This is a genomic window from Ilumatobacter fluminis (assembly GCF_004364865.1).
Classification (GTDB): domain Bacteria; phylum Actinomycetota; class Acidimicrobiia; order Acidimicrobiales; family Ilumatobacteraceae; genus Ilumatobacter; species Ilumatobacter fluminis.
This window is the reverse complement of sequence record NZ_SOAU01000001.1, coordinates 97,272-110,881: the sequence shown is the minus strand read 5'-3', so window position 1 is coordinate 110,881 and position 13,610 is coordinate 97,272. Positions and strand designations below refer to the sequence as shown.

14 protein-coding genes are annotated in these 13,610 nt (G+C 69.0%); 9 read left to right on the top strand and 5 right to left on the bottom strand.

Annotated elements, in window-relative coordinates:
• Positions 1–18: 18 nt before the first annotated feature.
• Complete coding sequence (locus BDK89_RS00530) at positions 19–396, bottom strand: hypothetical protein (RefSeq protein ID WP_133867092.1); 378 nt, start codon at positions 394–396, stop codon at positions 19–21.
• Between the two features lie 56 nt (positions 397–452).
• On the opposite strand from BDK89_RS00530, the gene BDK89_RS00525 reads away from it, so the two are divergent.
• The 7 genes from BDK89_RS00525 (at position 453) to BDK89_RS00495 (ending at position 6,985) form a co-directional block, all read left to right on the top strand.
• The gene (locus tag BDK89_RS00525; protein ID WP_133867091.1) at positions 453–830 is read left to right on the top strand and encodes a VOC family protein; all 378 of its coding nucleotides are present in this window, start codon (positions 453–455) and stop codon (positions 828–830) included.
• A 71-nt stretch (positions 831–901) separates the two neighbouring features.
• Positions 902–1,246, top strand: a complete 345-nt coding sequence (locus BDK89_RS00520) for a nitroreductase family deazaflavin-dependent oxidoreductase (RefSeq protein ID WP_166657278.1) — start codon at positions 902–904, stop codon at positions 1,244–1,246.
• 94 nt (positions 1,247–1,340) lie between these two features.
• Positions 1,341–3,587 (top strand): CHAT domain-containing protein, encoded by a 2,247-nt coding sequence (locus BDK89_RS00515; RefSeq protein ID WP_133867089.1) that lies wholly within the window; start codon positions 1,341–1,343, stop codon positions 3,585–3,587.
• Between the two features lie 323 nt (positions 3,588–3,910).
• On the top strand, positions 3,911–4,645 hold the full coding sequence (locus BDK89_RS00510; protein WP_133867088.1) for an SDR family NAD(P)-dependent oxidoreductase: 735 nt from the start codon (positions 3,911–3,913) through the stop codon (positions 4,643–4,645).
• Positions 4,646–4,667: 22 nt separating this feature from the next.
• Positions 4,668–4,991, top strand: coding sequence for a DUF971 domain-containing protein (locus BDK89_RS00505; protein ID WP_133867087.1), 324 nt, complete (start codon positions 4,668–4,670; stop codon positions 4,989–4,991).
• Positions 4,992–5,295: 304 nt separating this feature from the next.
• Positions 5,296–6,339: an LLM class flavin-dependent oxidoreductase gene (locus tag BDK89_RS00500; RefSeq protein WP_133867086.1), complete on the top strand. Its 1,044-nt coding sequence runs from the start codon at positions 5,296–5,298 to the stop codon at positions 6,337–6,339.
• Between the two features lie 172 nt (positions 6,340–6,511).
• Positions 6,512–6,985 (top strand): PNPOx family protein, encoded by a 474-nt coding sequence (locus tag BDK89_RS00495; protein ID WP_133867085.1) that lies wholly within the window; start codon positions 6,512–6,514, stop codon positions 6,983–6,985.
• Positions 6,986–6,996: 11 nt separating this feature from the next.
• On the opposite strand, the gene BDK89_RS00490 is transcribed toward BDK89_RS00495, so the two are convergent.
• Positions 6,997–9,081 carry an EAL domain-containing protein gene (locus BDK89_RS00490; protein ID WP_133867084.1) on the bottom strand — a complete coding sequence of 695 codons (2,085 nt, stop codon included), beginning with the start codon at positions 9,079–9,081 and terminating at the stop codon, positions 6,997–6,999.
• Between the two features lie 101 nt (positions 9,082–9,182).
• Positions 9,183–10,124, bottom strand: a complete 942-nt coding sequence (locus BDK89_RS00485; protein ID WP_133867083.1) for a DUF808 domain-containing protein — start codon at positions 10,122–10,124, stop codon at positions 9,183–9,185.
• A gap of 170 nt (positions 10,125–10,294) precedes the next feature.
• Here BDK89_RS00485 and BDK89_RS00480 point away from each other — a divergent pair, with 170 nt between their 5' ends.
• Both BDK89_RS00480 and BDK89_RS00475 read left to right on the top strand, forming a co-directional pair.
• Positions 10,295–10,714, top strand: a complete 420-nt coding sequence (locus tag BDK89_RS00480) for a YrdB family protein (RefSeq protein WP_166657277.1) — start codon at positions 10,295–10,297, stop codon at positions 10,712–10,714.
• Between the two features lie 89 nt (positions 10,715–10,803).
• Positions 10,804–11,823 carry a glycerate kinase gene (locus BDK89_RS00475; protein ID WP_166657276.1) on the top strand — a complete coding sequence of 340 codons (1,020 nt, stop codon included), beginning with the start codon at positions 10,804–10,806 and terminating at the stop codon, positions 11,821–11,823.
• Here BDK89_RS00475 and BDK89_RS00470 read toward each other — a convergent pair.
• Both BDK89_RS00470 and BDK89_RS00465 read right to left on the bottom strand, forming a co-directional pair.
• Entirely contained in the window at positions 11,820–12,584 is a 765-nt protein-coding gene (locus BDK89_RS00470) for an HpcH/HpaI aldolase family protein (protein ID WP_133867080.1), read from the bottom strand. The genes BDK89_RS00475 and BDK89_RS00470 overlap by 4 nt on opposite strands.
• A 34-nt stretch (positions 12,585–12,618) precedes the next feature.
• On the bottom strand, positions 12,619–13,608 hold the full coding sequence (locus tag BDK89_RS00465) for a 2-hydroxyacid dehydrogenase (RefSeq protein WP_133867079.1): 990 nt from the start codon (positions 13,606–13,608) through the stop codon (positions 12,619–12,621).
• Positions 13,609–13,610 lie beyond the last annotated feature (2 nt).

Below are 13,610 nucleotides of genomic sequence, written 5' to 3'. Positions count from 1 at the left end.
GCGCCGTCCGACACGGCGCTAGTGCGAGATCACGTCACCGGCACGAACCGCTCGTTCGAGGTCGGCGAGGTCGAGGACGATCGCCGCAGTCGCCACGAACCCGTCGGCCGGCACCACCTCCGGCGGTTTGCCCGACCGGAGTACGACGACGAACTCCCGCTGTCGGTCGCCCAACGCCCGGACGTGTTCGTAGACGGTCTTGAAGCGCTTGGCGCCACGCGACCGTGCACACGCCGACGCCGCCAATGCGACGGCGTGATGGAGCGGGATCGACGTCGGCACCTCGCGGCCGTTCGGGCCCTTCGTCGACAACACACCGCGCAGTGATGCCGAGGGTGCCGGCAACCGGGCGATGAGTTCGGTCGTGTCGTACCAACCGTCGGACACCGTGCTCATCGCTCCCACCTCATTCCCGGATGATCGCACGTCACGGCGCGTGTACGTTCACGACCATGACGCACCGCAGCAGGCTTTTCGTCGCCGTGATCGATGTGCCAGCCGACGACCACGCCGATGAGACCGCCTTCTGGGGTGCCGCCACCGGCCACCCGATGCGCGAACTCGATTCGCCCGAGTTCCACGGCACCCGCCTCACCGAGCACTCGGCTCTGCTCGTCCAACGTCTCGACGACGGCGACGCCCGCATCCATCTCGACATCCACACCGACGACCTCGACGCCGAGGTCGAGCGGCTCGAAGGCCTCGGCGCCCGGGTCGTCCGTCGACACGACGAGTGGACCGTGTTAACCGACCCGGCCGGGCTCGAGTTCTGCGTGGTGATCGACCCACCCGGCACACTCAACGACGACAACAGCACCGTCTGGAGCTGAGGCCGGCACCCGCCGCACGAGATCCGGCGTGCTCGCGGAATACTGCGGGAGTGCTTGCTGTTGTTCCCACCGTGCTTCCCGACACCAGCGCCATCACCCGCACCGCCTTCCGCACCCTGAACCAGGTCGTTCGGCCGGTCCTGGCGACCGGACTTGGCAACCCCCTCCCCGTCGGGGCCGGCGCCGTGGTGGTCGAGACCACCGGACGCAAGAGCGGTCTGCCCCGCCAGGTGCCCCTGGTCGCCGTCCGGCTCGGTGACAAGGTCGCCGTGTCGACCGTGCGTGGCGACTCCCACTGGTTCGCCAACCTCGAAGCGAACGACGACGCCAAGATCCAGCTCGGCGGCCGCTTCCGCGACGCCAAGGCCTGCACCACCCGCGGCCCCCTCAACGTCGCCGTCCTTTCCACCACCTGACTTCCCTGCCCATCGGGTCGGGTGGGGCGCAAACATCGGCAGGGCGTCGCGGACGTTTTGTACGGTGGTCGGGACGTCGAGCGGAAGGCGCACCATGACGCAGGGGACACGATCGGCACGGTTCACGTGCATCGCAGCGGCCACCATCCTCCTCCTGAGCGCATGCTCGGGCGGCGACGACGCCGGCAGTGACGAACCGGACGAACCCGACGCCACCGAGACGACCGGCGCCACGAGCGAGCCCGGGGAGCGCGACGACTCCGACGACGAGTCGACGAGCACCACGGCCGCCGCCGACGACCAGACCGACCCGGCCGACGAGCCCGACGAGCCGGTCGAGGTGCCGACCGTCTCCGAGTTGACCACGTGCGGCGCAGCCGACCACCCCTGCACCTGGGCCGAGGCAACGACCGAGGCGCTGGAGGCGACGTTCGCCATCGGCGAAGCCGCCCAAGCGTCGTACGGCGGCGGAGCCGACCTGTTCACCGTCGCCGACGAGATCGCCGGCAACGACGACATCGCCGGCGTGCTCGTCAGCGGTGATGCGATCTGGTTCCGCGTCGACGGCGGCATAGGTGCCTGGTTCTTCGGCGACGGTGCACTCGGCACGAGGAGCACTCGATCCGCGGCACCCGCTCGCTCCGGCACCGCAGCCGTCACGCGACCGATCCCGCGCGACGTGGTCGGAGACGACCACGAGACCAAGCGCGCCCTCGTGCTGTCGCCCTACCAATTCGACTTCGCCGAGACCGACGAAGGCGCTGCCGTCGCCGCCCTGTACGAGGGAGCACGCGGCTATGAGGGCAACGTCGAGTACTACGAGAACACCGCCACCGAGACGGGCGTCGGCCTCTCCTCGTTCGAAGGATGGGACGCGTATGACGTCGTCCACGTCTCGACACACGGTCAGCAGATCTGCGACGAGAGCGGCTGTGTGACGTCGCTGCTCGTCGACTCCGACGTCACCATGCAAGTGCTCGTCCTCGACGAGAACGGCGGCGCCACCGTCGGCTTCAACCGCAACGGTGCCGACCGACTCGTCGACAACTCGTTCCTCGCAGAGCAGTATCCGGACGGTCTCCCCGACACGGTGGTGCTCTCCGCATGCGAGACCGGACGCGGCGAAGACCTCACCAACGCCTTCGGCGACGGCGTCGTGTTCTCCTGGACCGAAGCCGTCGACTCGGCATTCGCGCAGGCATCCTCGCTCGCCCTGCACAGCACGCTGATCGAGACCGGCTCGACGACCGAACGTGCCCACAGCGTCGTCGGCGACGCCGACCTGGTCACCTACGACGACGTCGCCGACCCCGACACACCGGACGAACCCGGCGAAATCCTGGTCCTCGGTAGCGACGGCCGGTTCCACTACGTCACCGGCGCAGATGTCGGCGGCAGCGAAGCGACGAGTGACGGCAACGGACCCGAGATCGAGGCGCTCGACCGGCCCGACACACCGGAGGAAGGCGGGGAGATCACCGTCACCCTCGTCCGGCGCGGCGGTGGCAGCGGCGACCTGCGCGTCCGTGAGGTCGCCTGGATCGACCACCCACAGGACGGGGGCGAGATGCAACCGGGCGCCGAAGTCCGGGTCGACATCCGCGACGACGCCGACTACATGCCGGTCGCGCTCCGCGTCGAAGGACTCGACCCGGGCACCGAAGCCGACACGACCCTGCGGCTCGAGGTCGACGGGATCGAGGTCGACACGTGGTCGGCATCCGAGGGCAACCCGACCGGCAAGTGGGGCGAGTGGCTCATCGAGGACGACGTCAGGCTGCTCAACCGGATCGAGGAGGACGACGAGGTCGAGATGAAGCTCACCATCGAACTCCCCGAGAGCGGCCAGAGCATCGACGAGATCGCACCGGTGAAGCTGACCTGTCTCACCGGCGTGTGGCGTCTGCGGAGCCAAGCGTTCCTCGACGAGATCATCCGCGTCGCCGGCCAGGGTCAGGGAGTCCAGATGACGCACCGGTCTGGCGAATACACCGTCACCTTGCGTCCCGACGGCACGTACACCGGACGCCGCAACCAGTGGCAGATCGGCATGACAACGCCGCAGGGCACACTCGTCACGACGATCGACTCGACCGATCCGGGTACCTGGAGCTCGTCGGGGAACCAGCTCACGATCTCCGACCCGGGCAGCCCGGCGACGGTCACCATCCAGCTCGAGGTGGGTGGCCAGCTGCAGAACCTGCCGTTCGGAGCTGGGAACCAAACCGTCGGCTCCGAGGCCATCGCCGGCACCGGCACCTTCACCTGCGAGGACCAGGTCCTCACCACGACCTACGAAGGCGTCACCGCCACCCTCGACTTCGTCGGCCCCGCCGAGTAACCACGCCGCCGGGTCAGGTCACCTGACTCGGGGGCCTGTGGTTGACCAGGGGGCTCGAGTGCTCGAGTTCGCGCACCGATCCCGGGTCAGGTGATCGCCGGTAACGCCTCGCCCCGGGGGCGAGTCGTCACCTCTGACACCTGACCCGAAGCACCGACGCCCCGACCCGAGGCGTCGGATGATGTCTGACATCAACCGACGGCCCGGGGAGTCGAGCCTGACAGGGACCTGGTCGGTGTCGCCGCTGACACCTGACCCGACGCACCGACGTCGCGTTTCCTCCGACACCCGGCCGGGCTGGGCTCCGATCTAGGTTCGTCGGGATGGGTCGCGTTGCGTTGATCGCTGACACGTCGTTCTACGTGGGGCCACACATCGCGCGGCTCCTGGCCGGGCGCGGGCACGACCTCGTCGTCGCCGCACCCGAGGACGGGCTGGTCGAAGAGCTCGTGGCGATGGGTGCGACCGTCGAGGTGTTCCCCGACCGGGTGCGCCTCGCCGACCCCGACGCCGCGACCGCCCTCGTCCAGGCCGGACTCGACCGGTTCGGCCACGTCGACGCCGCCGTCGCGTTCACCGGACGCGTCGTCACCGGCTCGTTCCTGTCGTCCACCGCCGACGATCTCGACGCCGCCGTCCGCGGGTGTGTCGTCGAGCCGTATCACTTCCTCCGGTCGGTCGTCCCGCACATGGTCGAGCGCGAGCAGGGCCAGGTGCTCGTGTTCACCAGCGCCGCCGGTTCGAAGCCGACGCCGAACGCACCGCTCTACTCGTCGGCCCGGGCAGCCGCGAACATGATGGTGCGCAACGTCGCCGCCGAGGTCGCCCCCACCGGCGTGCAGGTGAACGCGATCGGCACCAACTTCATGGACTTTCCCGAGTTCCGTCGGGCGAGCGGCGCCGACGACCCCGACGTCCGCGCTCGCATCGAGTCGGCCGTTCCGCTCCGCCGACTCGGCACCATGGAGGAATGCGCAGCCTTCTCCATGCCGTTCATCGACGGCACCAGCACCTTCACCACCGGCCAGATCGTCAACTACGCCGGCGGCTGGGTCTGACCGTGCCGAACGAGGGACGGCCATGAGCGCCGGCGACGTCGTGGGGATCGAGGTGGAGCGTGACTCGCACATGGCGGTGACGTTCGACGACGACGTCACCGTGCGGTACGGGGTCGGCGAACTCCGACTGGCGTGCCCGTGCGCGACCTGCGTCGGGCGGCGCAACGCCGGCGAGTCGGTGTCACCGGCCGTGGAGCGCGGCGAGCTGGTCTCGATCACCGACGCCGCACTGGCGGGCGCATTCGGGATCAACCTCGACTGGAGCGACGGTCACCGCACCGGCATCTACGCCTGGACCTACCTGCGGGAAGCCTTCGACACCGGCCGCCTCGGCACGGCTGCCTGACCCCCGGGGTCGGGTCACCGGGTCGGGTGCCAGAGGTGACGGGTGAGGCGCAGCCGAACCCGTGACCGGCGGTCACCTGACTCCGGGGTCCTGTGGTTGGCCAAGCGGCTCGAGCGCTCGGGTACGCGCACCGATCCCGGGTCAGGTGATCGCCGGTAACGCCTCGCCCCGGGGGCGAGCCGTCACCTCCGACACCTGACCCGGAGTACCACCTCTGACACCTGACCCGGAGTACCACCTCTGACACCTGACCCGGGGGTGCTCCGACCGGTCGTCGGCGGAGTCGGTCTGGGAGGCTGCGGGGATGGAGTTCGGGATCTGTGTGGCGTCGCGACCGGGCGACCTCGACTACGTGGTGGAGGCCGAGTCGCTCGGGTTCACCCACTGCTGGATGGCCGACAGCCAGATGATCTGGTCGGACGTCTACGCGATGCTCGCGCTCGCCGCCGAACGGACCACCACGATGCAGCTCGGCACCGGCGTCGCCGTCGCCGGCACACGACCCTCGTCGGTCACCGCCGCCGCCCTCGCCACCATCAACGAGTTGGCCCCGGGCCGGGTCTTCTGCGGGATCGGATCGGGCAACACGGCGATGCGCATCATCCGCCACAAGCCGATGCCGATCGCCGAGTTCGATCGCTACCTGACCGAGCTGCGATCGCTGCTCGACGGCGACGAGACGACCGTGCACTTCCGCGGCGCCGACACACCGGTGCGTCACCTCATGCCCGACCACGGCTTCGTCCGCTTCGAGCCACGCATCCCCGTCCACGTGTCGGCGTTCGGTCCACGATCGCTCGAACTCGCCGCTCGCCACGGCGACGGACTCATCAGCTCCGCGCCGGCCGACCCCGACGTGATCGCCGCGCTGCGCGGACGCATCGATCGCCCACGCGACGAGTTCGCGTTCTCCAACCTCACGACGATCGTCGTCACCGACGACGGCGAACCACACGACAGCGAACGAGTGCGCCGCCAGGCGGGTGCGTTCGCGATCGCAGCCGTGCACTACGCCTACGACCAGTACGCACAGTTCGGCCGACGACCCCCTGCCCACATGGCCGACTTCTGGCCCGACTACGTCGCCCTCGTCGAGGAAACACCGCCCGAGCTCCGGCACCAGCGGGTCCATCAGGGGCACAACTGCTGGGTGCTCCCCGAGGAGGAGCCGTTCCTGACCGCCGAACTGATCGACCGATCGTGCCTCGTCGGCACCCCGGCCGAACTCGCGACCCGCATCGCCGACCTCGAAGCCGCCGGGCTCGACCAGATCGTCGTGCTCCCACCCCTCGCCGAGAAGGAAGCCGTGATCCGCGACGTCGCTCAGAAGGTCATCCCCCTCCTCTGACCCGGGCACGCACCTGCGTCACCGGAGTCGGGTGATCTCCGGAAACGGCGACTCCGTCGCCGTTCCCTCCGACACCCGACCCGGCTCGTTCCTCGCCGTCACCTCTGACACTTGACCCGATCTGCTTCGTCAGCTGGACCGAGTGCGCTCTCGGTGTGGTTAGGTATCGGGCATGAAGATGATCGTGCGGGGCGTGTTGGGGTTCGGGTTGCTCGTGGGGGTGCTGTTCGGTGTGCTCCTGTTCGGGATCCGGACGCAGAACCCGACCGTGCTGCGGGGAGTGCGCACGGTCAACAAGTCGTTCTGGAACAAGCAGGCGATCAAGACCGCAGGCGACCCGGGGGCGGGCTACTCCAAGGTCGTGCACCGCGGCCGCTCCAGCGGCACCGAGTACGAGACCCCGATCGACGCCATCCCGACCGACGACGGGTTCGTCGTCGTCCTGCCCTACGGCACCCAGGCCGACTGGGTCCGCAACGTGCTGCACCACGGCGCCGCCACGATCGTCCACGACGGCGAACGGGTCGACGTCCACCGGCCGGTCCTCATGCCGCCGCGCGACATCGAGCAGTGGCTCTCCCCGGCGGCGCAGCGCACGAACCAGCTGTTCGGCATCGAGCGCGTCCTCGTCGTCCGCCGGGTCTGACCGGCCGGTCGTCAGGCCTTCGCCGGGCGACCCAACGACGATGCGATGACCGGCCAGAAGGGCCGCTCACCACTGCGCATCAACGCGTCGATGTGCTCGGCCGGTGCGGGCGGCGAGAACAGGAACCCCTGCATCAGGTCGCAGCCCAGTTCGACCAGCAACGCCGACTGGTCGGCGGTCTCGACGCCCTCGGCGACCGTGATGAGTTCGAGCGACCGTCCCAGTTCGAACGTCGACTTCACGAGCGCCTTCGCGCGGTCGGACACGGCGACGTCACGCACGAACACCCGGTCGACCTTGATCACGTGGGCCGGCAGCCTCGAGAGATGGCTGAGCGACGCCCAGCCAGATCCGTAGTCGTCGACGGCGACCCGGAAACCCATCTCGACCAACCGGCCGAGCACCCGCTGCGCCGCCGAATCGAGCGGCGCGGTCTCGACCAACTCGATCTCGACCTGCTCGGCCCGCACGCCATCGCGGGTGATCAGGTCTTCCATCTCACCAATGAAGCCTGGGGTCATCAACTCGTCGACGGACACGTTGAGGCAGATCCGCTCGAGGCCCAGCTCGAACCACGGCGTCGCATGATCGATGGCGAGGCGCCGCAAGGTCCGGCCGATCGTCGGCATCAGATCGAGCGACTCGGCGGCCGGGATCACGATGTTCGGTGCGACGACCTCACCGTCGAGGCCACGCATCCGCATCAACATCTCGAGCGCGACGATGCGGCCCTCGGCGTCGACCTGCGGCTGGAACCACGGTTCGAACCGGTGCTCGTCGAGCGCACGACGGACGTCGACCGGCGGCATCACCGGTCGATTGGGATGAGCCGGGTCGTCGGCCAGCGACGTCATCGGCGGCAACTGCGCCACCGCGAAGGCGAGCCGACGGGCGATGCGGTCGAAACGACCGACGTTCGCAGCATCGAACGGATTCCCGAAGTGCGACCACAGGGTGAGCGTCGCGACGACCTCACCGCCGCGCACGATCGGAACGGCGAGGCACGACGACACACCGGCTTCGAGTGCGAGCTGGCGCCACGCCGAGTAGCTCGGATGGTCGGGCGTCATGACCACCGGCTGTCGCTCCTGTACCGCTCGACCGGTCGGGCCGTCGGCGAGCGGTCCCTCGTCCCAGCGGATCTTGAGGTTCTGGATCGCCGGCACGTCGCCCGCGCTGGCGATCAGGTCGACCGAGCCGTCCGGCATCGGAAGACCGACGGCCGCGATCTCGACACCCATCAGATCGACCACCTGCTCGCACACCGATTCGATCACCTGCAGCAAGGGATCGCCGCTCGCCAGGCGGCCGAGCGTGGCGGCGCCGACCTCCGACTCGGCGCGATCGCGGCGCGACTCCGTGACGTCGCGGATCCGGCCGTCGATCGCGACGATGCGGCCGCGACGATCGGTCACCGAACGGAGATCGATCAACGAGTGGAACACCCGCCCGTCGGCATCGATCCACCGGATCAACGCGGGGACGTCGCTCGTCGCATGGGCGATCAGTTGTCCGAACCGCTCACGGTCGTCGGGGTGGACCTGGCGCACGAACAGGTCGGGCTGCGCGTAGTAGTCGGCCGCCGGCATGCCCATCCAGTGATCGACGTGTTCGGAGATGTAGTCGAAGCGGACGATCGGCCAGATCCGGTAGCGGAAGGTGAGGTCGCCGGTCGACTCGATCAGCTCCCGCAATCGGTTCGCCGACCGGCGGGCACGCCGTCCGTACTCGAGCAGCAATGCGCCGAAGAACACCGAGGTGGCACCGACGAAGCCGATCCCCTTCAGGATCTCCGGGTTCGTGATCGACGAACCCGACACGATCGACGACGACACGACGACCCACAACGATCCGAGGACGAAGTACAGCGTGGCGAGCGCCACGGCGGGGCGCCACGACCAGCGACTCGAGCTCGCCGACAACTCGACTGGGTCGAGGATGCGCGCCCACCAGCACCGCAGCCGACCCACCCGATAGGCGCGTGGATCGGCGCGGCGGGGGTCGAGCGTCGGATCGACACCGGGAATCGGTGGGAGGTCGGGCGTCGGCTCGCGACCGGGTGCGGGAACAGCAAGCGTCTGCGTCTCAACGGACATCCGCACCCCCCACTCTGTCGATCTGAATTGTCACGGACCGTAGCGCAATCGCCACTGGCACCACCAGTGGTATCGGCCGGCTCGGACCTCGGTCGAGCAGGTCAGTGCGCGACTGCACCGCGGCGTCCTTTGACAACGTTGACGACGGCGACGATCACGAAGCCGACGACGAGACCGATCAGCGCCGACACGGCGGTGTTCACCAACCACGCCAGCACACCCCCGATACCCCCGATGTCATGGACGCCTTCTTCGAGGCGGTGCACGAAGTCGTACGGCCCGTGCCAGCCGAGTTCGTCCGTGCCGACCAGGATGATGTGGCCACCCACCCACAGCATCGCCGCCGTGCCGACCACCGACAGCACGGCGAGCACCTTCGGCATCCCGTTCACCAACAACCGACCGATCCGGGCGGCGCGTTCGTCGCCGGTCTCGACCATGCGCAGACCGATGTCGTCCATCTTGACGATCAACGCGACGACGCCGTAGACGACGACCGTGATCAACACGGCGACGACGAGCAGGATGATCGCCCTCGACCAGAACCCCTCGTCGATCACTTCCTTCAGGGCGATCACCATGATCTCCGCCGACAGGATGAAGTCGGTCCGGATCGCGCCCTGCACCGTCGCCGCCTCGGCCTCCGGGCCCTTCACCGCCGCCGGCACCTCGTCGTGCACGTCGTGCGCGACGAACTTGTGGTGGACCTTGTGCGCGCCCTCGTAGGCGAGGAACGTGCCGCCGAACATCAGGATGATCTCGACGAGCAGCGGGACGAACTCGCTCAACAGCAGCGCGGCCGGCAGGATGAACAGCACCTTGTTGCGAAGCGATCCGGTGGCGATCCGCTTGATGATCGGCAACTCGCGGTCGGCGGCGAGGCCGTGCACGTAGGCCGGCGTCACCGCCGTGTCGTCGACCACCACACCCGCCGCCTTCGCGCTGGCGCGCCCGGCTGCCGCGCCGACATCGTCGATCGATGCCGCCGCGAGCTTCGCGAGCGCTGCGATGTCGTCGAGCAAGCCGACGAGGCCTCCGGCCATGTGGCCCTCCAAGGCGGTGTGGTCATGGGTGGCGCCGATCGGGAAATCGGACCCACGGAGACTACCGGCGGACCAGAAGAGGGCGCGCGGACGGCCACCTCATAACAGTGCACTAACGCGTACCGTGTCGGAAACGATGCCGTACGCGCCGCATGTGGCAGGCTCGCCACATGACCGGCAGCGCTGACGACCTCGCCGACACGAACGATTCGGCACTCACGCCGGCCCAGGGCGCCTTCCGGTTCCTGGTCGAGCTGGCGGCGCTCGCGTGCTGGGCCGTCGTCGGGTGGGAGGTCGGCGGTGACGGATTCGGATGGGTCCTGGCCATCGCGTTCCCGGTCGTGGCGGCGTCGACGTGGGCCACGTTCCGGGTGCCGGGCGATCTCAGCGCCGGGCAGGGCGGACCGATCCCGGTGCCCGGCATCGTGCGGCTCATCATCGAGCTCGACGTCCTCGTCCTCTCGGCAGTGTTCGCGATCGTCGTCGGCCAGGTCGTGCTCGGCGCTGTCGTCCTCGTCGCGATCGTCGTCCACTACCTCCTGACGATGCAACGAGTCCGCTGGCTCCTCGCCCAACGCTCCGTCACCTGACGACGGGGTCGCCCACGGCGCCTTCGGCTGACGCTGCCTCGGCCTCCGCTCACTCCTTCGTCAACCAGTTCGTGTCGTACAATCGGAGAGTGAGAGTTGTTGCGGCGGTCGACAAGTTCCGAGGGACCCTGGACGCTGACGGCGTAGCTGCGGCGATCGCAGCGGCGTGCGAAGCCAAGGGACACGAATGCGACCGGGTGCCCCTCGCCGACGGCGGCGAGGGGCTGCTCGAGGCATTCGGTGGTGCCACCGAATGGTCCACCGTCACCGGGCCCGCCGGCGAGCCGGTCCGCGCCGGCTGGTATCGCAGTGACACACTCACCGTCATCGAGATGGCCCAGGCCGCCGGGCTCGCACTGGCGGGGGGCGCCGATGTCAATCGGCCCGAGGAGGCCACCACCGCCGGCGTGGGCGAGCTCCTGCTCGAGGCCGTACGCCGAGGAACATCCCGGATCGTCGTCGGCATGGGTGGGTCGGCCACCAGCGACGGGGGCCAGGGCGCCGTCGATGTGCTCGAATCGTCGGGCGAGATCGACGCACTGCGGGCCGTCGACATCGTGATCGCCTGCGATGTCGACACAGCATTCGGCGATGCCGGCAGGGTGTTCGGCCCGCAGAAGGGAGCCGACGCAGCCGCCATCGAACGGATCACCGGCCGGCTCGAGGCCCTCGCCGACACCTACCGGTCGACATACGGCGTCGACGTCACCACGATGCCGGGAGCGGGCGCCGCAGGCGGCCTGGCAGGCGGGCTCGCTGCAGCAACCGGCGCTACCATCTCGTCGGGGTTCGAGTTGGTCGCGGGTGAGCTCGGTCTCGCCGGGCTGATCGATACCGCCGACCTCGTCATCACCGGCGAGGGGTCACTCGACCCGACCAGCCGGAACGGCAAGGTGGTCGGCGGGGTGCTGTCCATGTGTTCCGATCGCTCGGTCGACGTGCACGCGATCGCCGGCATCGTCCGAGATGTCGACTGGATTCCATACACCGCGCTCGTCGAGACGTTCGGGGAGCACCGGGCGCTCACCGACACCCAAGCCTGCGTCGTCGAGGCGACGCACCGTCTTCTCGAAGCTCGCAGCTCGGCTGCCGCTCCGGACCAGTCCTAGTCGGACGACGCCACGGCGGCGGCCAACTCGGCGGCGACGGCCGCGCCGATCGACTTCGCGTCGTTGGCGACGGTCACCATGCGGAATCCTTGGGCGAGGCGGCGTCGCGCCATGTCACCGTCGGCGCAGTGGATGCCCGCCACGATCCCGGCCGACTCGCACGCCTTGCGGATCCGCTGGATCGACGACTCGTGGGTCGGATCGTCGTGCTCGTACTTCGGCGGCAGGCCGAGCGCGAGCGACAGATCGGCCGGCCCCACGTAGATCGCACCCACGCCCGGGGTCGCGGCGATCGCCTCGACATTGGCGAGCCCCTCGTCGGTTTCGACCATGACGGCACAGAGCACCTGCTCCAGCGCATCGATCTCGCTCGAACCGGCGGCGACCGACGCACGGATCGGTCCGAACGAACGCACACCTCGAGGTGGGTAGCGACACGCTGCGGCCGCCTCCGCAGCCTGTTCGGGCGTACTCACCAACGGCACCACCACGCCTTGCGCTCCGGCGTCGAGCGCGCGGCCGATCTCGGCCATGTCGTTCGCCGAGACACGCACGAGTGGCGTGACCCCTTCGGCCCGGACGGCCTGCATCATCGGGATCGCATCGCTGTAGCCGACTGCGCCGTGCTGCATGTCGACACAGCAGTAGTCGACCCCGGTGCGGGCGACGATCTCGGCAGAGATCGAGCTCGGGACGGCGAGCCATGCACCGCGGGCGATCTCGCCCTGCGCGAATCGGTCGGTCAGGAGGTTGTTGGACATCGGAGTGCCTTTCGTCTGGGGGATGGGAGCCGACTCAGTTCGACTGCACGGCCGGCCGGTTCACAGCGTGACTCGGCTGCTCACCGGCGAGGGTGTCGACGACGTTGGCGACCGCGACGTCGGCCATGCGGCGTCGTGTGGCCGTGGTCGCACTGCCGATGTGAGGGAGCAGCACCACACGCGCGTGCTGCTCGAGCAAGCGAGGATGGACGGCCGGCTCGTTCTCGTACACGTCGATGCCGGCCCCGGCGATGGTGCCGTCGGCCAGCGCATCGGCCAGTGCCGATTCGTCGACGAGTGGGCCTCGAGCCGTGTTCACGAGTACCGACGTGGGGCGCATCCGAGCAAACACATCGGCGTCGAACCGGTGCCTCGTCGCGTCGGTGAGCGGGGCATGCAGCGAGACGAAGTCCGACTGCTCGACCAACTCGTCGAACTCGACCCAGCGGGCGCCGATCCTGCGCTCCACCTCGGGATCGAGCTTGCTCCGGGTGTGGTAGCACACGTCCATCGCGAAGCCATGCGCAGCGCGTCGGGCAACGGCCTGGCCGATCTCGCCGCAGCCGAACAGGCCCAGGGTCTTGCCGTGCACGTCGAGGCCGATCTGCGGCTGATCGAGCACCCAGTGCGTGTACTCACCGCCGCGCAGCGCACGATCGCCCTCGACAACCCGGCGCGCAGCACCGAGCAGCAACGCGAACGCCAGATCGGCCGTCGATTCGGCCAACACGCCCGGCGTGTTGCACACGAGGACTCCGGCGGCGGTGGCCGCGTCGACGTCGATGTTGTCGAAGCCGGCGGCGACGTTCGCGACGACGCGCAACGACGGTGCTGCGGCGAAGACCGCCTCGTCGATCCGGTCGGTCAGAATCGTCAGGAGCGCATCGGCGCCCGCCACGAACTCCACGAGCTCACCGTGTGGCAGCGGGTGGTCATCGGTGCGGACGCGGAGCTCATGGCCCGCTGCGCGCAACGGTTCGAGCGCATCGTCGTAGACGAACTGAGGGACAGCAACGAGCGCCACGG